Annotated in this window: 19 protein-coding genes; 10 read left to right on the top strand and 9 right to left on the bottom strand. The window is 72.8% G+C overall.

Annotation, left to right across the window (positions count from 1 at the left end):
- The first annotated feature begins 90 nt into the window (after positions 1-90).
- Positions 91-423, top strand: a complete 333-nt coding sequence (locus tag ACFYU9_RS24770) for a DUF6000 family protein (protein ID WP_389212360.1) — start codon at positions 91-93, stop codon at positions 421-423.
- Here ACFYU9_RS24770 and ACFYU9_RS24765 read toward each other — a convergent pair.
- Positions 326-1,444, bottom strand: coding sequence for an alkene reductase (locus ACFYU9_RS24765; protein ID WP_389211845.1), 1,119 nt, complete (start codon positions 1,442-1,444; stop codon positions 326-328). The genes ACFYU9_RS24770 and ACFYU9_RS24765 overlap by 98 nt on opposite strands.
- A 70-nt stretch (positions 1,445-1,514) precedes the next feature.
- Between ACFYU9_RS24765 and ACFYU9_RS24760 the strand changes: the two genes are divergently transcribed.
- Positions 1,515-1,877 carry a MerR family transcriptional regulator gene (locus ACFYU9_RS24760; protein ID WP_376587386.1) on the top strand — a complete coding sequence of 121 codons (363 nt, stop codon included), beginning with the start codon at positions 1,515-1,517 and terminating at the stop codon, positions 1,875-1,877.
- A 91-nt stretch (positions 1,878-1,968) separates the two neighbouring features.
- Here ACFYU9_RS24760 and ACFYU9_RS24755 read toward each other — a convergent pair whose 3' ends face one another.
- A complete protein-coding gene (locus ACFYU9_RS24755; RefSeq protein ID WP_389211843.1) occupies positions 1,969-2,928 on the bottom strand; it encodes a GlxA family transcriptional regulator in 960 nt (319 codons plus the stop codon).
- A 103-nt stretch (positions 2,929-3,031) separates the two neighbouring features.
- Here ACFYU9_RS24755 and ACFYU9_RS24750 point away from each other — a divergent pair, with 103 nt between their 5' ends.
- The 3 genes from ACFYU9_RS24750 to ACFYU9_RS24740 all read left to right on the top strand — a co-directional run bounded on the left by ACFYU9_RS24750 (position 3,032) and on the right by ACFYU9_RS24740 (position 5,141).
- Positions 3,032-3,625, top strand: a complete 594-nt coding sequence (locus tag ACFYU9_RS24750; protein WP_389211842.1) for an MBL fold metallo-hydrolase — start codon at positions 3,032-3,034, stop codon at positions 3,623-3,625.
- Between the two features lie 78 nt (positions 3,626-3,703).
- Positions 3,704-4,414, top strand: a complete 711-nt coding sequence (locus ACFYU9_RS24745) for a nucleotidyltransferase domain-containing protein (RefSeq protein WP_389211840.1) — start codon at positions 3,704-3,706, stop codon at positions 4,412-4,414.
- A 190-nt stretch (positions 4,415-4,604) separates the two neighbouring features.
- Entirely contained in the window at positions 4,605-5,141 is a 537-nt protein-coding gene (locus tag ACFYU9_RS24740; RefSeq protein ID WP_389211838.1) for an NUDIX hydrolase family protein, read from the top strand.
- 98 nt (positions 5,142-5,239) lie between these two features.
- Here the strand turns inward: ACFYU9_RS24740 and ACFYU9_RS24735 are convergent, their stop codons facing one another.
- Both ACFYU9_RS24735 and ACFYU9_RS24730 read right to left on the bottom strand, forming a co-directional pair.
- Positions 5,240-5,887: a hypothetical protein gene (locus ACFYU9_RS24735; protein WP_389211837.1), complete on the bottom strand. Its 648-nt coding sequence runs from the start codon at positions 5,885-5,887 to the stop codon at positions 5,240-5,242.
- Positions 5,888-5,942: 55 nt separating this feature from the next.
- Positions 5,943-6,431, bottom strand: a complete 489-nt coding sequence (locus ACFYU9_RS24730) for a carboxymuconolactone decarboxylase family protein (protein WP_389346021.1) — start codon at positions 6,429-6,431, stop codon at positions 5,943-5,945.
- 289 nt (positions 6,432-6,720) lie between these two features.
- Between ACFYU9_RS24730 and ACFYU9_RS24725 the strand changes: the two genes are divergently transcribed.
- Both ACFYU9_RS24725 and ACFYU9_RS24720 read left to right on the top strand, forming a co-directional pair.
- On the top strand, positions 6,721-6,900 hold the full coding sequence (locus ACFYU9_RS24725) for a DUF1272 domain-containing protein (RefSeq protein ID WP_389346020.1): 180 nt from the start codon (positions 6,721-6,723) through the stop codon (positions 6,898-6,900).
- Positions 6,901-7,037: 137 nt separating this feature from the next.
- A complete protein-coding gene (locus ACFYU9_RS24720) occupies positions 7,038-7,838 on the top strand; it encodes a hypothetical protein (RefSeq protein ID WP_389346019.1) in 801 nt (266 codons plus the stop codon).
- Between the two features lie 22 nt (positions 7,839-7,860).
- On the opposite strand, the gene ACFYU9_RS24715 is transcribed toward ACFYU9_RS24720, so the two are convergent.
- Complete coding sequence (locus ACFYU9_RS24715) at positions 7,861-9,699, bottom strand: glycoside hydrolase family 15 protein (protein WP_389346018.1); 1,839 nt, start codon at positions 9,697-9,699, stop codon at positions 7,861-7,863.
- Between the two features lie 217 nt (positions 9,700-9,916).
- Between ACFYU9_RS24715 and ACFYU9_RS24710 the strand changes: the two genes are divergently transcribed.
- Both ACFYU9_RS24710 and ACFYU9_RS24705 read left to right on the top strand, forming a co-directional pair.
- Positions 9,917-12,253, top strand: coding sequence for an MMPL family transporter (locus ACFYU9_RS24710; RefSeq protein WP_389211828.1), 2,337 nt, complete (start codon positions 9,917-9,919; stop codon positions 12,251-12,253).
- A gap of 112 nt (positions 12,254-12,365) precedes the next feature.
- Entirely contained in the window at positions 12,366-12,818 is a 453-nt protein-coding gene (locus ACFYU9_RS24705) for a nucleoside deaminase (RefSeq protein WP_389211827.1), read from the top strand.
- Between the two features lie 24 nt (positions 12,819-12,842).
- On the opposite strand, the gene ACFYU9_RS24700 is transcribed toward ACFYU9_RS24705, so the two are convergent.
- The 4 genes from ACFYU9_RS24700 to ACFYU9_RS24685 all read right to left on the bottom strand — a co-directional run bounded on the left by ACFYU9_RS24700 (position 12,843) and on the right by ACFYU9_RS24685 (position 16,338).
- Entirely contained in the window at positions 12,843-13,961 is a 1,119-nt protein-coding gene (locus tag ACFYU9_RS24700; protein ID WP_389211825.1) for an ABC transporter substrate-binding protein, read from the bottom strand.
- 24 nt (positions 13,962-13,985) lie between these two features.
- The gene (locus tag ACFYU9_RS24695; protein WP_389211823.1) at positions 13,986-14,252 is read right to left on the bottom strand and encodes a hypothetical protein; all 267 of its coding nucleotides are present in this window, start codon (positions 14,250-14,252) and stop codon (positions 13,986-13,988) included.
- Between the two features lie 153 nt (positions 14,253-14,405).
- Positions 14,406-15,005, bottom strand: a complete 600-nt coding sequence (locus tag ACFYU9_RS24690) for a cysteine hydrolase family protein (protein ID WP_389211820.1) — start codon at positions 15,003-15,005, stop codon at positions 14,406-14,408.
- A 31-nt stretch (positions 15,006-15,036) separates the two neighbouring features.
- Positions 15,037-16,338: an MFS transporter gene (locus tag ACFYU9_RS24685; protein ID WP_389211819.1), complete on the bottom strand. Its 1,302-nt coding sequence runs from the start codon at positions 16,336-16,338 to the stop codon at positions 15,037-15,039.
- A gap of 139 nt (positions 16,339-16,477) precedes the next feature.
- Here ACFYU9_RS24685 and ACFYU9_RS24680 point away from each other — a divergent pair, with 139 nt between their 5' ends.
- Entirely contained in the window at positions 16,478-17,413 is a 936-nt protein-coding gene (locus ACFYU9_RS24680; RefSeq protein ID WP_389346017.1) for a LysR family transcriptional regulator, read from the top strand.
- Positions 17,414-17,415 lie beyond the last annotated feature (2 nt).

Below are 17,415 nucleotides of genomic sequence, written 5' to 3'. Positions count from 1 at the left end.
GGCGGGGCAGCAACGACTCCCCGCAAGATTTGCGCGAGTTCTGAGGTTTCCGGCCGGTAGCCGCGGAGTCCGTGCGACCAGCCCGCCGCCCTGGACGACCTCCGCCGCCTCGACGCCCTCCTCGGCACCCACCGCGCCGACCCCTTCATGGAGCCCGACGGCCTCTGGGCCGAGTGGGTCAAGGGCGTGGGACGCCTCGGCTACCCCGGCCACACCCCTGCGGAACAGCGCCGTTGGACTGACCTCCGATCATCTGCGGAGTTGATGACGGCGAGGTGGAGGCCCCGCGCTCGACCGCATGTGAAATCGGAGGCAGCTCGGAGCCTCAAGCGGCCGCGAGTGCGGGCTCGTTCAGTGTCGGGTAGTCGCTGTAGCCCGTCTCGCCGCCCGTGTACATCAGGTACTGATCCCGTACGGCGTTGAGCGGCGCCCCGACGCGCAGGCGTTCGACCAGGTCCGGGTTGGCCAGGAAGCCGCGGCCCAGGGAGATCAGGTCGGCTCCGGCGGCGAGCAGCCGCTCGCCGGCCCCGCGGCCGCCATCGGCGGGCAGCGGTCCTCCCCAGCCGAGGACGGGGTTGGCGATCAGCGTGCCCGGCCAGGCCTTGCGGATCTCCTGGAACAGCGGCTGGTCCGGGTCGGCGAACACGATGTGCAGGTAGGCGAGACCCCTTTCGGCCAGAGCGGCGACGAGAGTCGAGTAGATGCGGTCGGTGTCGCCCTCCTCGATGCCGTTGACGCCGACTCCCGGGGAGATGCGCACCCCGACCCGCTCGGGGCCGATCGCGTCCGTGACGGCCTGCACCACCTCGACCGCGAACCGGATCCGGTTCCCGACCGAACCGCCGTACGCGTCGGTGCGCTGGTTGGTGTTCTTCGCGAGGAACTGGTGGATCAGGTAGCCGTTGGCGGCGTGCACCTCGACGCCCTCGAAGCCCGCGTCCACGGCCCGTCGTGCGGCGGCGGCGAAGTCGGCGACGGTGGAGTGGATCTCGTCGGCCGTCAGCTCACGGGGGACGACTGACGGACGGCGCCCGTTGGTGGTGTGGATCTCCTCGGGGAGCGCCACCGGTGAGGGCGCGACGGGGACGTGACCGCTGGTGTCCGGGTGGCCGACCCGCCCACCGTGCTGGATCTGCACGAACATCCGCCCGCCGGCGCCCCGTACGGCGTCGGTGACCTCGCGCCATCCCGCCACGTGGGCGGAGGTGTGGAGCGCGGGGATGTTGGCGTAGGTCTGACCGACGGCGCTCGGCGTGGTGGCCTCGGCGATGATCAGGCCGGCGGAGGCGCGCTGCGCGTAGTACGTGGCCATGAGCGAGGTCGGCACCCCGTCCGCATCGGCGCGGTTGCGCGTCAGCGGGGCCATGACCAGCCGGTTGGGGAGGGAGAGGGGTCCGAGGTCGGTGGCTTCGAAGAGGCGGGATCCGCTCGCGTCGTTCGTCATGCCGGTACCGTAGAACTTGACACCGGTGTCAGATTCAAGTGGAAACGTGGCCGGCGGAGCGGAGCGGACGATGCGGATCGGGGAGCTGTCACGGCGCTCCGGAGTGAGCGAGCGGTCCCTGCGGTACTACGAACAGCAGGGCCTGCTGCAGTCGGAGCGGACCCCCGGCGGCCACCGCGCGTACGGCGAGTGGGCGGTCGACCGCGTCATCCGCATCCAGGCCCTGTACGCGGCGGGCCTGGGCAGCAAGAAGATCGCGCTGCTGCTCCCCTGCATGCGGGACGCGGACGGTGGCCCGACCGAGCTCACCACCGGCGAGCTGGTCGAGGAACTGACCGTCGAGCGCGAGCGCATCGACCGCATGATCCTCGACCTCGTCCGCTCCCGTGACGTCCTGGACGAGGTCATCGACGCCGCGACCGCCAGGACGTGAGGCCCGGCCCGGACGGGCCCGCCGGCAGGCCGACGAAAGGGCTTCGTCCCGTGTTCGCAGCCGCCCATAGGGATCATGCGTCAGACACCCGTCAGGGGGTCGTCCGGCTGAAGGACCGGCGGTACGAGCGCGGCGGCACGCCCCTGCGTCGTACGAACTGGGCCCGCAGCACGGCGGCGCTCCCGAAGCCGACCTGACGGGCGATCTCCTCGACGGGCAGGTCGGTGGTCTCCAGGAGTTCCTCGGCGCGGCTGAGCCGCAGGCCGAGGAGCCAGGCGTGCGGCGTGGTGCCGGTCGAGGCGGCGAAGCGGCGGGCGAAGGAGCGTCTGCTCATCAGGGCCCGGCGGGCCAGCTCCGCGACCGGCAGCGGCTCGTGCAGGTTCCCCTGGGCCCAGGCGAGCACCTCGGCGAGCCGGTCGTCGTGGCAGTCCTCCGGCACGGGAGCGGCCAGGTACTGGGCCTGTCCCCCGTCGCGGTGGGAGGGCAGGACCAGGTCGCGGGCGATGGCGTTGGCCGTGGCGGCGCCGTACTCCCGCCGCAGCAGGTGCAGGCACAGGTCGAAGCCCGCGGCGGCGCCGGCGCCGGTGGCGATGCGGCCCTGGTCGATGTACAGGGCGTCGGGTTCGACGGCGACGTCTGGGTAGCGGTCGGCCAGCAGTCCGGCGAACCGCCAGTGGGTGGTGGCGCGCCGCCCTTCCAGCAGACCGGCCGCGGCGAGCGCGAAGGCGCCGACGCAGTGGGCGGCGACCAGCGCGCCGCGCTCGTACGCGGCACCGATTGCGTCGAGCGCGGCGGGCGGGGGCGGGGTCCGGAAGTCCGCCCAGGGCAGGGCGAGTACCAGGTCGGCCGAGGCGAGCCGCTCCAGGCCGTGCTCGACCACGAGCGGCAGTCCGACGTCCGTACGGACGGGGCCGGGCCGGTCGGTGCACAGGGCGAAGTCGAAGCGCGGCAGGTCCTGGCCGCGCGCGTCGAACACCTCGGCGACGATGCCGGCCGCGAGCATGCCGACACCCGGCGGCGCATAGGCGGCGATGATCTTGAACGGCGACATCCCGGCAGTGTGCCACGGACGGCGCGCGCGATGGCACGATTCCTGCGATCGGTGGCACAGCGGCCACTCGTGGCGCGGCCGGCCGGCGAGAAGACTGAGGGACATGAAGAACGCACCGCTCGCCCGCAGCGCCACGTACACGATCCTGACCACCGGTTACACCCTCTCCACCGGCCCGGGAGTCGCCGCCACCGTCTCCTACGTGCACGACGGCGACCGCCATGTGATCGTCGACCCGGGCATGGTCGCCGGCCGCGACCGGATCCTCGGTCCGCTCGCCGGACTCGGGCTCACCGCCGACGACATCACCGACGTGATCCTCAGTCACCACCACCCCGACAACACCATGAACGTCGGCCTCTTCGGCAACGCCCGCGTCCACGACCACAAGGCGATCTACCACCACGACCAGTGGACCGACCGCGACGCCGAGGGGTACGAACTCTCCCCGTCCCTCCGGCTGATCCGCACTCCGGGGCACAGCCCCGAGGACATCACCCTCCTCGCGGGCACGGACGCGGGTGTCGTCGCCTTCGTCGGCGATCTGTGGTGGCGGCCCAACGGGCCGGTCGTCGACCCCGTCGCCCCCGACCACGACGTCCTGCTGGCGTCGCGGCTCCGGGTCCTCGACGCGGCGTCCGTGATCGTGCCGGGCCACGGCCCCGCCTTCCCGGCCGACGACTCCGCTCCGCGCTGAAGCGGCCGTGGCGGTGGCCGCGGCCGCCGGACGAAGGCCGCCTGATGCGTGCGGGGCGCCGCTCCGTATCCTGCGCTCATGAACGACCCCGACCCCGACCCCGTACGGACGGCCCGCGAACTGGTGCGGGACCGGTTTCCCGCCGCCCGCGCGGCCTTCCTCGCCGGCAGCGTGCTGACCGACCGCCGTACGGCCACCTCGGACCTGGACATCGTGGTGCTCCTGGACGGGCCGCCCGCCCCGCTCCGGGAGAACCTGATCCACCGCGGCTGGCCGGTGGAGCTGTTCGTGCAGACCGAGGCCGACTGGCGGCGCTTCGCCGAGCAGGAGACCGCCAAGCGCAGCTCGCCGCTGCTCGCCATGTGCGCCGACGGCATGCTCCTGGTGGATGCCGACGGGCTCGGTGCCGCGCTGCAGTCCGAGGCGCGCGAGCGCCTGGCCGCGGGCCCGCCGCCGCTGTCGGAGCGCGAGCGCGACTACCGGCGCTACATCCTGACCGATCTGCTCGACGACCTGCGCGGCTGCACGGATCCCGCCGAGCGCGTCCATCTGGTCGCCCACACGCTGCAGTGCGCCTCCGAACTGGTCCTGCTGGCCGGCGGCCACTGGCTCGGCACGGGCAAGTGGCTGTCGCGGCGGCTGGCCGCGGCGGCGCCCGGACCGCACCGTGCGCTGACGGAGTCCGCGGCGCGGGCGATCGCCGGGGACACGGACGCGTTCACCGCCGCCGTGACCGAGGTGCTGGACGTGGCCGGCGGCGCCCTGTGGGACGGATACGCGATCAGATAAGCGGTGCGGCCGCGTCGCCGAGCCGCGTCGAAGCGCCCTACGCGGACCCGCACTTGTGTGCGGCAGGTGTGCCGCGGGCCTTGCCCGGCCTGGGCAGTGCCCGCCGCGGACCGGTCCGCACCGACCGTTCACCCGGCCGACCCATACGGAACTCTGGGCTGACACCCGGTCAGGAAAGTACGATCAAGCGATGTCCGACATCACCGAGACCACACCCGGCTGGCTGACCACCGACGAGCTCAGCGCCGCCAGGGCCCACATGCCGATCCTGTACGTCGAGGCCGTGCCCGTACGCGTGGACGACGCCGGAGAAGTGACCAGCATCGGGCTGCTCCTGCGCATCGGCGCCGACGGAACCATCAGCCGCACCCTGGTCTCCGGCCGCGTCATGCACCACGAACGCATCCGCGACGCGCTCCTGCGTCACCTGGAGAAGGACCTCGGCCCCGTCGCGCTGCCCCGGGTCCCGGCCTCCCTCCAGCCCTTCACCGTGGCCGAGTACTTCCCCACGGCCGGCATCACGCCCTTCCACGACCCGCGCCAGCACGCCGTGTCCCTCGCCTACATCGTCCCCGTCACCGGCGACTGCCGCCCGCGCCAGGACGCGCTCGACCTGGTGTGGGTCAGCCCGCACGAAGCGGCGTCGGTGGCCCTGCAGAGCGAGATGCCGGGCGGCCACGGCGTCCTGCTCAAGCAGGCCCTCGCCCATGTGGGACACGTGTACTGACGTCACCGCCGAGGCCCGGTCATCCCGCGGAGCCGTGGCGCTCCGCGGGACCGTGCCGCACGGCACGACCGTGGCGCTCCGCGGGACCGGCCCGCGGATCAGGCCGGTTCCAGCAGCACCGCCGGCAGGGCGCCGTTCACGATCGGGTCCCGCGGCAGCGCGAGCCCGAAGTACGTCTCGACGACGCCCAGCGCGGTGCGGTGCGCCTCCTGCCCGTCCCGCTCCGGATCCGGCAGCCCGGCGGCCGTGAACAGCTCCTGCAGGCGGGCCGCCGTGGCCGGGTCGCCCTCGACGCCCTCGTACCCCCACGAGACGTCCAGGCGCAGATTGCACGCACCGAGCAGACGGCCGTCGTGGGCGTACGCGAACCGGGGCGGGACCGGCTTGCCGTTCTCCTCCTCGTACTCCAGCAGGCAGACGTGCGCACCGCCGCGGGATATGCCGGTCAGCGGCCCGAACTCGTCCTGCCAGCCGCCGTACGCGACCGCGTACGTCCACTCCCCGCAGCGGCCGAGCCGCAGCCCGATGCCGTCGAGAGGATCGCCGTAGGCGTCGTGCATCAGCTCCAGGAGCGACTCGCCCGTGTGCTCGCCCACGGCCACGACGACGTGCTCGGCGTCGTACACCAGCGTCTGGGCCAGCCGGCCGGCGAGCTCCTCCGGAGAGAGCCCGCGCGCGAGGACCACGTAATGGCCGCCGAAGGCGATGGACCGGGGCGCGGCGAGCCAGGTCGTCGTATGCGTCATGAGAGCCATCATGGCCGGTCCCTCTGACAGCCCCGTCCCGGCCGGTGACGGTCGCTCAGTCCCACTGCTGGGCGGTGAGCGAAGTGACGGGCTGGGGCTTGCCGATGACGGCGAGGGCGATGAAGAAGTTGATCTGGCCGATGGCGATCGTGAGGGTCGCCATCGCCTTCTGGTCGTAGTGCTCGGCGACTTCCGCGTACAGCTCGTCGCTCACGCGCTCCCGCCCGTGCGGCGTGGGCTGGAGCGTCGCCTCCAGCAGGGCGAGGGCGGCGCGCTCGGCACCGGTGAAGTACGGGGCGTCCTGCCAGGACGCGACGGCGGTGATGCGCTCCTCCGTCTCGCCGGCCTTGCGCAGGAAACCGGTGTTCAGGATCGTCAGATACGTGTTGTTGACGATCTGGCCGGCCCGCAGGTGGATCAGGTTGATCGTGGTCCGGGGCACCGAGTGGTTGCCCGTGGCCCGGAACAGGGCGGCGCTGACGTCGGCGACCTCGGGCACGAAGTCGGCCGGGTTCGGCATCCGGGAGATCGAGGGCTTCGTCATGGCGGTTCTCCTTCAGGTCGGTCACTTCACCACCTCGCGGGTGGCTTCACTGCACTGACGGGCGGGCCGGCGCGAGTGTGACCGGAGAAGGGAGAAAACTTCGGGGAAGTTTCTGAGGGGCCGGAGCGCGGAGTGCTCGCCGCCCCCGTCCGAGTCCGCCCGGATCGCGTCCCGTCTCCGCCCGGCACTCGTCTGACCAGCACCGACCCGCCCCGCGCTGTCCCGATCCCGTCGATCTTTGGCCCGCGCCCGGTTTCCCTGTGCGCGGGCCGTCGCCGAGGATGAGCGCATGGCCCTTGAGATGCGCGAACGCTGCGAACGCTGCGAGACGACCAACCTGCCCGTCGACGCCCCCGCCCGGATCTGTACGTACGAGTGCACGTTCTGCGTGCCGTGCGCCGACACCATGGACGACGTGTGCCCCAACTGCGGCGGCGAACTGGTGGCCAGGCCCCGCCGCGCCGCCTGAGGCCGTCGGCGGACGCCGCCGCCGACAGCCGCGAGGGCATCGATCGTTCCGTACGGCGTGATCCCTGAACGGCCGATCGGGCACGCACCGTGGCTGGCACGCGCCATGATGGCGCAGGGCTACGGGGAGGGGTGGGGATGCGACGGCAGGAGCTCGCCGACGCGCTGGACGCGGAGCTGAGGAAAAGGCCGCTGCCGGCGACCGCGGTGCACGCCATCGGCGTGTGGCTGGCCGGCCACGGGGCTCCGTACGTGACCGGGGCCGGCGATCACACCGTCATGTACGTGCCCGCGCGCTGGTCGGGCATCGAGCCGTGGCCCGACGGCCTCCTCAGGCAGTCACACGCACAGACCACGGAGATCAGCCGTGCTCAGGTGGCGGCGATCGCGCGAGAGGCGGTCAAGGACGAGCGCTGGTCGGAGGCCTTCGTCGCCTCGTACGTGTGGGGGCAGGGCACGACCGGTTACGGTCCGTACCGCCTCAAGAAGATCCTCGCCCGGCCGCACCTCGACGTCGCGCTGGCCGAGGCCGGCACGACGCTCCTGAACGAGGGCGCGGTCGCCGCGTATCGCGTGCTGTACGGATCCGTGCGCGGGCTGGGGCCGGCGTTCTTCACCAAGTTCCTGTACTTCCTCGACCAGGCGGCGGACGCTCCCGCGGCGTCTCGTGCACTCATCCTGGACAAGAAGGTCGCCGGCGTCGTACGCGCCCACGCCACGCGGGTCGGGCTGGAGGCCGGGCTCGTCTGGGCGCCGCGTGCGGCGAGGTGGACGTGGTCGGGCGGCGGCTGGACGCCACACCGTTACGAGGTGTACGTGGAGTGGGCCAGGGCCGCCGCCGGGCAGCTCGCCGCCGCCGGGATCGGGTGGCCCGAATCCAGCCCGGAGCTTTTCGAACTCGCCTTGTTCGCCGGCGGATGGGATCCGGCGGCAGCCTGACGCGGCGAGGCCACCGCGACGACTAGCGGCCGGCCCGCCCCCGCCCGTCCAGTGCCTCGTCGAGTGTCGTGGCCGCCATGATCAGGGAGAGATGGGTGAACGCCTGCGGGAAGTTGCCCAGTTGTTCACCGCTCGGGCCGATCTCCTCGGCGAACAGGCCCACGTGGTTCGCGTAGGTGAGCATCTTCTCGAAGGTGAAGCGGGCCTGACGCACCCGTCCCGCGCGGGCCAGCGCGTCCACGTACAGGAAGGTGCACAGGCTGAAGGTGCCTTCGGCGCCGCGCAGGCCGTCCGGGGAGGCGCCGGGGTCGTAGCGGTGGACGAGGCTGTCGTGGACGAGGCCGTGTTCGATGGCGTCGAGGGTGCTGAGCCAGGCGGGGTCGGTGGGGTTGAGCAGGCCGGTGCGGGGGGTCAGGAGCAGGGAGGCGTCGAGGACGTCGCCGCCGAAGTACTGCACCAGGGCCTGTCGTTGTTCGCTCCAGCCGCGGTGCATCACCTGCGCGAAGATCTCGTCACGGGCGGCCCGCCAGGTGTCCAGGGCGGCGGGCCGGCCGAACTCCTCGGCGAGGCGCAGGCCGCGGTCGAAGGCGACCCAGGACATCACGCGGCTGAAGGTGAAGTCGCGCTGTCCGCCCCGTGTCTCCCAGATGCCCTCGTCGGGGCCGTCCCATGCCTTCGCCAGCCAGTCGAGCAGCGCGGACACCGCCTGCCAGCCCTGGTGGGTGGGCAGCGCGTCGAGGCCGCGGCCCTGGGCGAGGGCGTACAGGGCCTCGCCGTAAATGTCGAGCTGCAGCTGGTCGGCGGCCCCGTTGCCCACGCGTACGGGGGCGGAGCCGCGGTATCCCTCGAAGTCGTCGAGGATCTCCTCGGGCAGCCACGGGTCCCCGTCCACCCGGTACATGATCTGCAGGGGCCGGACCGGGCCGCGGGGCGCGGTGGCCCGTTCCTTCACGCGGTCGGTGAGCCAGCCGGTGAACGCGGCAGCCTCCTCGACGAAGCCGAGGTCGAGCAGGGCCCGGACGGCGAGCGAGCCGTCGCGGATCCAGGTGTAGCGGTAGTCCCAGTTGCGCTCTCCGCCGACGCGTTCGGGCAGGCCGAGCGTGGCGGCGGCGACCGGGGCGCCGGTGGGCAGGTAGGTGAGCAGCTTGAGTGTGATGGCGGAGCGGTGCACCATGTCCGGCCAGCGGCCGGCGTAGTGGGCGTTGCGCACCCACTGCTGCCAGAAGTCGACGGCGTCCCACAGGGCCGCCTCGGCCTCCTCGGCGTCCGGCAGCGGCGGGGCCTCGGCCTCGGGGCCGTCCACGGTGAACGCCGCGCCGGCGAAGCCGCCTTCGGTGAGGGTGAGCCGGCCCCGGACGTCGTACGGGCCGTCCTGCTCCAGGGGGATGTTCGTCTGGAGGAACGCGGTGATGCCGGGGGCGCGGAAGGTGGCCGTACGGCCGTCGAGGGCGGTCTCGTGCGGGTTGCGGCCGAAGCCGAAGCGCGGCCGGCATTCCAGGGTGAAGGTGACGCTGCCCCGCGTGCACCGCATCACGCGCAGGATGGCGTGCTGATCGGTGCGGCGGCCGGTGCGGTCGGGCGGCATCCAGTCCATCAGCTCGCCGACGCCGTCCGGGGACATGAAGCGGGTGACGAGCAGTGCGGTGTCGGGATAGTAGAGCTGTTTCACCGTCACGTCGGGCGCGTCGACGGTGAGCCTGAAGTAGCCGCCCCGGTCGTGGTCGAGCAGCGCGGAGAAGATGCCGGGCGAGTCGAAGCGGGGCGCCGCGAACCAGTCGACCACGCCCTCGTCCGAGATGAGCGCGGCGGTCTGCAGATCGCCCACCAGCCCGTGATCGGCGATGAGCGGGTAGCGCTTCATCCCTCCACTATCGGCGAGGGCGGGCGCCGCGGCCCGGTGGCCGCCGGGCTCCCCGGGCGGGCGCCGCATCCAGGTGGCAGGGAGCTTCCCGGGGCCCGCGCCGGGATGCCGATGCGGCGGCGATGGCCAACAATGAAACCTGAGGACCGGCAGGTCGTGGTGGGGCTGACGCAGCTCGTTCCGCTCGGGGACCTTCCTATCCGCACGCGGCGGTGCCATGAACGCACGAAGCCCGGACCAGGGCGGCCGACCGGCGCCACGGCAGAACCCGAAGCAGGGTCGCCGGCAGGGGAGCAAGCAGGCGCGGAAGAGCGGCCTCTACCGGCTCGGAAACTGGTGCGGCCGGCATTTCGTCGTCGTCATCGTGCTGTGGCTGGCGGCCGTCGCCGGACTGCAGATCGCGAACCGGACGGTGGGCGGCCAGTTCTCCGACGACTTCTCCCTTCCCGGCGTGCAGTCCTCGGACGGCCTGAACGTCCTCAAGGCGCACGATCCGGCGGCCGGCGGCTACGGAGCCCAGATCGTCCTGAACCGGCCGTCCGGGCCGATCACCCAGGACTCCTCGACGGTCAACTCCACCGTCGCCGCGCTCCAGAAGCTGCCCGACGTGCTCAGCGTGCAGAACCCGCTGCCGCCGCCGGGATCGACCCCGCCGCCGCCCTCCTCCACGCCCAACACCGGGCCGCTGTCCACGGACGGCAAGACCGCGTACATCACCATCCGCTTCAGCGTGCCGCCGTCCACGCTCGGCACCGACTACCTGAACGGCGTCGACTCCGCCGTGAAGCCGCTGCGCGACGCCGGTGTGACCGTCGAGTACGGCGGCCCGCTCGGCGAGCTGGCCCGGCCGGCGGCCGACGACCGCACCAGCGAGGCCATCGGCTTCGCCGTCGCGATCGTGGTCCTGCTCATCGGCTTCGGCAGCGTGATCGCGGCCGTCATGCCGCTGGTCACCGCGCTCATCGGCGCGATCTGCGGCCTCGCGCTGCTGGGTCTGATGGCGGCGGCCTTCACCTTCGGCACGGTCTCGCCGACCCTGGCCACCATGATCGGCCTGGGCGTCGGCATCGACTACGCCCTGTTCCTGATCACCCGGCACCGCCAGAACATCATGAACGGGCACGATCCCGCCGACTCCGCGGGCCTGGCGACGACCACCAGCGGCCGTGCCGTGCTCGTGTCCGGCTGCACGGTGATCATCGCGCTGTCGGGGCTGTGGGTCTCCGGCGTCACCTTCATCGGCAAACTCGGCCTCGCCGCGGCCTTCACCGTGATCACGGCCGTCCTCGCGGCGCTCACCCTCGTCCCGGCCCTGCTCGGGCTCGTCGGCCGCCGCATCGACCGCTACCACGTGCGCAAGCCGGTGGCCGAGACCGACTCCGCGCCGGGCGCGCCCGCGCACGGCACCTGGCACCGCTATGCCCAGCGGGTCGAGCGGCGCCCCTGGTGGTTCCTGGTCTGCGGGGTGGTGGCCCTGCTGATCCTGGCCTTCCCGCTCCTGTTCATCCAGCTCGGTCACATCGGTGACGGCGCCGACCCCAAGTCGTTCACGGACCGGCGCGCCTACGACCTGATCTCCACGGCCTTCGGGCCCGGCGCGAACGGGCCGCTGACGCTGGTGGTGGACCAGACCGCCGTGCCGGCCCAGGACCGGGCCGCGCTCGCCACCAAGCTCCAGCAGTCCCTCACCGGCGTGCCGGACGCCGCGTCCATCACCGCGCTGCACCCCACGCCCGACGGCGACGTCCTCATCGGAACCGCCTACTCGGTCGCCTCCCCGCAGGACGAGCGCACCACGAAGCTCACCAACAACCTGGTCGACGACGTGCTGCCGCAGGCGGTGGCCGGGACGGACGCGAAGACGTACGTCACCGGCACCACGGCCGCGCAGGTGGACTTCCTCGACATCGTCTCCAGCCGGCTGCCGCTGATCATCGCGGTGGTCGTCGGGCTCGCGTTCCTGGTGATCCTGATCGTCTTCAGGGGGCTGCTCGTGGCCGTGAAGGCCGCCGTCCTCAACGTGCTGTCCATCGCCGCCTCGTACGGCGTGGTCGTGGCCGTCTTCCAGTGGGGCTGGGGCGGCCCGGCGCTCGGCGTGTCGGGGAAGGTGCCGATCGAGAGCTACGTGCCGATGATGATGTTCGCCATCGTCTTCGGGCTGAGCATGGACTACGAGATCTTCCTGCTGTCGCGGGTCCGCGAGGCGTGGCTGCGTACGGGCGACCCGAAGGCGAGCGTCGCGCACGCCCTGGAGATCACGGCCCGGGTGATCACCTGTGCCGCGCTCATCATGGTCAGTGTCTTCGCGGCGTTCATCGTCTCGGACAACATCGTCGTCAAGATGCTCGGTCTCGGCCTGGCGGCGAGCGTCCTCATCGACGCGACCATCGTCCGGCTCCTCCTCGTGCCCGCCGTGATGACGCTGCTCGGCAAGCACGCCTGGTGGACCCCGCGCTGGCTCGACCGCATCCTGCCGCACCTGGACACGGAGGGCGAGGCCGCGCTCGAACGGGACGCGGCGGGCGAGGCTCCGGGTGACGACGTGAAGGTGTAGGCCCGGGTACGCGCTGCCGCGGCGCGGGCCGCGCTCCCGGCCGGGCGCCGGGCGCCGGGGGCCGGGGCCGGGCGTGGACGGCCTGGGCCGGGGCCGGGGAAGAATGACCGTCATGTCCAGGGAAACAGATCGACGCATGCTCGAGGTCGCGGTCGAAGAGGCGCGCGCGGGTCTCGCGGAGGGCGGCATCCCCATCGGGGCCGCGCTGTTCGCGGCGGACGGAGTGACCGTGCTCGGCCGCGGTCACAACCGCCGCGTGCAGGACGACGACCCGTCCATGCACGCGGAGACCGCCGCCTTCCGCGACGCGGGACGCCAGCGCACGTATCGCGGTACGACGATGGTGACGACGATGTCTCCCTGCTGGTACTGCAGCGGCCTCGTACGGCAGTTCGGCATCACGCGCGTGGTCATCGGCGAGGCACGGACGTTCCACGGCGGGCACGACTGGCTCGCCGAGCACGGTGTGGAGATCGTGGTGGTGGACGATCCCGAGTGTGCCGCGCTGATGACCGACTTCGTCAGAACCCGTCCGGAGCTGTGGAACGAGGACATCGGGGTGTAGTGCGCAGCTCCGGCGCCGCCTCTCTCAGCCGGTGCGGAGGATCCGGAAGCGCCGGGGGTCCGCCGGATCGCGGTCGACGACCTGGACCGGCGGCCACGCCCACTGCCACACGCCGCTGCCCGGCGGGCGGGAGAACCGGATGCGCCCGCGGGTGCCGTCGACGGCGACGTGCGGCCAGGACGCGGCGAGCCGGGCCCGGTCCGCGCCGTGGGTGCGCAGCGCTTCGGCGAGGACGGTGATCGTGTCGTGGCCCTCGAAGGCGACGAAGGAGGGTGCCTCGCCGAGCCGTTCGCGCAGGGTCTCCCCCACGCGTGCGGCGAGCGGGCCGTGGCGCTCGGGCAGGTAGCGCAGGAAGGGGATCGCGGAGCCGTCGTCGCCGAGCAGCTCGGGCCAGGTGGCGAACTCCGGCTGGCCGGCCGGTGCGCCGATGAGGAGTCCGGCGAGGCGGTGGTCGCGGCGGACGGCCTTGACGATCGGGACGGCCGGTTCCGGCTGGCCGGCCAGGAGCAGGAGGGCCGTCGCCTCGTGGCGGACGAGTGCGTCGCACAGGGCTTCGGGGGAGAGCTCGCCCGTCTCGATTTCGACGACGGTGCCGCCGTGCGGCGCGAGGTGGTCCCGCAGGATGCGGGTGCCTGAGGCCCAGTAGACGCTCGGCTGGGTGGCCACGGCGATCCGGCGGTGGCCGGCGCCGAGGAGGAAATCGGCGTAGATCCGCCAGCCGTGGGACTGCGCCGGGCAGAGCCGTGCGACCCATGGCGTCGGCTGTTCGGTGAGCGCGTCGAGCACCGCCGACGAGCAGAGGTACGGCAGGCCGAGGGCGTCGGCCCGGGCGGCGGCGGCGCGGGCGACGACGCTGTGGTACTCCCCCGCCAGGGCGACGACGCCGAGGCGGGCCAGTTCGTCCACGGCGGCCGTGGCCCGCTCCGGGTCGGCCGCGGTGTCCCTGACCACCAGTTCGAGCGGTGCGCCGGCGATCCCGCCGGCGCCGTTGACCTCGTCGACGGCGGTCTGCAGTCCGGCGATCAGATGCCGGCCCGCCTCGACCCAGCCGGGCCGCGAGAGGGGGGCGAGAGCGCCGACCCGTATGGGGGCCTCGCCGGATTCCGCCGCTCCGGACGGCGTTGACGATGATGTCGTGGTCATGCGCTTGCCTGTCCCCCGTCGCCGCTAGGGCGTGGTCAGCCGGCCCGACACGCGGGCCGGCAGGTCGATGAGCAGTGCCCGTTCCTCTTGGCCGAACCCGTCGGCGGTGTGCCGTTCGATGGCGACGGCCTTGGCGTCGGCCTGCGCCGGCAGAAGGCGTCCCTCGTCGGTGAGCCGCACCTGCGGAACCGTCAGCCCGAGCGACCGGAGGGCGGTGTGCTTGGCCGCCGTCAACTCCTGTTCCACCCGCTTGATGTGCAGGCCGAGGCGTTCGGTGGCCGGCCTGTTCATGGAGGGATCGTACGCCATGTGATCCATCGAACCCTGGCTTGTGACAGCACCCTGATGACAGTGTTCTGATGCATGCGAGGTCCCTGTCATCGAGTCGCCGGAGCGGTTCCGGCTGGGCGGGCACACGCCGCGGTCCGAGCCGGGCCCGCGGTGTCAGGCCGCGCCGAGCAGGGCCCGCAGCCCGGCGGTGGTCGTGACGTGGGCCCGAGAGGGGAGGACCCGGTGGAGCAGCACGTCGTGGACGTCCGGGTCGGGGTCGGCGACGCCGTCGGACAGGACGTGGAGCCGGTAGTCGCGGTCGGCCGCCTCGGTGACGGTGGACAGGACGGCGCCGCCGGTGCTGACGCCGCACAGGACCAGCGTGGTGATGCCGCGCTCGCGCAGCCGCCGGTCGAGGTCCGTGGTGGACAGGGCGCCGTGGCGGGTCTTGCGCACGACGATGTCGCCGTCCAGGGGAGCCAGGCGCTCGTGTACGGCGGTGGCCGGGTCCTCGTGGTGCAGGACGCGGTGGCGTGCCAGCGGGCCGAATGACGTGTTGGCGGCCGGGATCGCGTCCCAGTCGGCCTCGGTGAAGCCGACGCGTACGTAGACGAGGGTGCCGCCCTGGGCGCGTACGTCGGCGATGGCTCCCGCCACCCGGTCGAGCAGGGCCTCGCGCTGCGCGTCGTCAGGGAGCGCGGCGAGGATCGCGGGCTGGAGGTCCAGGACGAGCAGGGCGGTGCGGGCGGGGTCCAGGGCGGGGGCGGTGCTCATGTGCGGGTTCTCCTCGGAGGTCGGCGACGCGTCATGCGCCGGTACGGGACGGTTCCGGCCGCTCCTGCCGCGGCGTCCGGTCGGCTCGGGGAAGCAGCAGCGGCGTGGTCAGGACGAGCAGCCCGGCGACCGTGAGGGCGGTGCGCGGGCCGGCGGCGTCGGCGAGCAGCCCGCCGAGCGCGGTGAGGACGGCGATGGCCGCCTGCTGGGCGATCGACCAGGCCGTGAGGGTGCGGGCGACGAGGTGCCGCGGGGTGTGTTCGAGCCGGTAGGTGGCGAGCACCGGGGTGTACAGGCTCATGTTGACGATGATCGCCAGCTCGACGGCGATGACGGTCAGGAGGCCGACGGGGCCGGGACCGACGAAGGCGAGGCCGATCAGCCAGATCGCGCGCAGGGTGCCGACGGTCCGGAAGACCTTGTGACGGCCGTGGCGGGCCACGACGCGCGGGGCCAGGCGGGAGCCGACGAGTCCGCCGAGGCAGGGAAGGGCGAAGGCGAGGCCGTACTGCCAGGGGGCGAAGTCGAGTTGGCGGAGCAGGAGCACGGCGAGGACCGGCTCGGTGGCCATGATCAGACCGGAGACGAGCATGCTGTTGAGGCAGAGCGCCCTCAGGACGGGGTCGCCCATGATGTGCCGCCAGCCGTCGAGCAGGGCGCCCGCCCGGACCGGGCTCTTGCCGGCGACCTGGCCCATACCCGCGCCTGGGCTCTTGCCGGCGGCCGGGCTGTCGTCGGCCGGCCGCGGCGGTTCCTCGCGGCCGCGGATCGCGGTGAGGGCCAGTGCGGAGAGCAGATAGCTGAACGCGTCGGCCACCACGGTGACGACCGGCCCGAACACGCCGATCGCCGCCCCGCCCAGCGGCGGCCCGACCGCGATGGAGCTCCAGTTCGTGGACTCGAAGCGGGCGTTGGCCACGAGCAGGTCGTCGGGCCGGACGAGGGCCTTGAGGTAGGCGCCGCTCGCCGCGCCGGACGCGATCCTGGCCGCGGCGACCACGGCCGAGACGACGAGAAGCTGGACGAAGCCGAGCAGGCCGAGGGCGTAGGCGAGCGGGATCGTCGCCATGGCCGCGAAGCGGGTGAGGTCGGCCGCGATCATGACCGGTCGCTTGCGCCGGAACTCGATCCACGGTGCGAGGGGCACCGCGATCAGCGCGCCCATGGCCGGCCCCACCGCGGACAGCGCGGACACCTCGGCCGGTCCGGCGTGCAGGACCAGCACGGCGATCAGCGGGAGCGCCCCGAATCCGAGACCCGAGCCGTACGCGCTCACCGCGTACGCCGTCCACAGCCAGCCGAACGGCCGGCCCAGCCGTCTCCTGCCCACCATGCCCAGCACCCTCCCTCGATGTCCCACCGGAACAATCCCTCGTTGATCGGTGAGAGCTAAGCGAGCGCCACAACCGCAGGTCAAACAACCGGACGACCGAATCCGCACAACCATACGTTGTTCACTAAGGTGGGGCGGCATGGACCTCGAAGCCGTACGCACCTTCGTCGCCGTCGCGGAGGCGGGACAGTTCCAGAAGGCGGCCGCCGATCTGTCGATCACCCAGCAGGCCGTCTCCAAGCGCGTCGCCGTGCTGGAGCGCGAGCTCGGCGTGCGGCTGTTCGCCCGGACGCCGCGCGGTGCCGAGCTCACCATCGACGGGCAGGCGTTCCTGCCGCACGCCCGCGAGGTGCTGCGCGCCGCCGAGCGCGCGGTGGCGTCCGTGCGCACCGGTCGCCGTCCGCTGCGCGTCGACATCATCGCCTCGCGCGGCGCGGCGTCGGGTCTGATGCGCGACTTCCACCGCGCGTACCCCGAGATCGACCTCGCCGTGGTGATGCTGCTCGACATCGAGCGGGCGGTCGCCGCCATCCGGTCCGGCGAGATCGACGCGTCGTTCCGTGCCGTCGCCGCGCCCGGCCGGCCCCTCCCCGAGGACATCGAGTCCGTACGGGTGCTCGACGAGCCGCTCCAGCTCCTCACCGGCCCCGGCCACGCGCTGGCGGGGGCCAGGTCGGTGACCGTCGCCGAGCTCGTGGGGCACCGGATCTGGATGCCGGGCATCGTCCCAGGCAGCGAGTGGGCCGCCTACTACGAGGACCTCGTCGCCGAGTTCGGCCTCACCATCGAGGCGACCGGCCCGAACTTCGGCTCCGACGCGCTGCTCGACACGGTCGCCGACACGCCGGCACTGGCCACCTTCATGAGCGAGGGGACCCGGCTGGTCTGGCCGGCCGGTCACGGTCTGCGCCGCATCCCGGTGACCGACCCGACGCTGGTCTACCCGCACTCGCTGCTCTGGCACCGGGACCATCCCCACCCGGCGCTGGCCACGCTCCGCGCCCATCTCGCCGCCACGGCGCCCCGCCACGGTGCCGCCGGGACGTGGGCGCCGGACTGGGTGCTTCCGCGCTGAGC

It is taken from the genome of Streptomyces sp. NPDC004327 (assembly GCF_042873935.1).
GTDB lineage: Bacteria > Actinomycetota > Actinomycetes > Streptomycetales > Streptomycetaceae > Streptomyces.
This window is presented reverse-complemented; position numbering and strand designations above follow the sequence as displayed.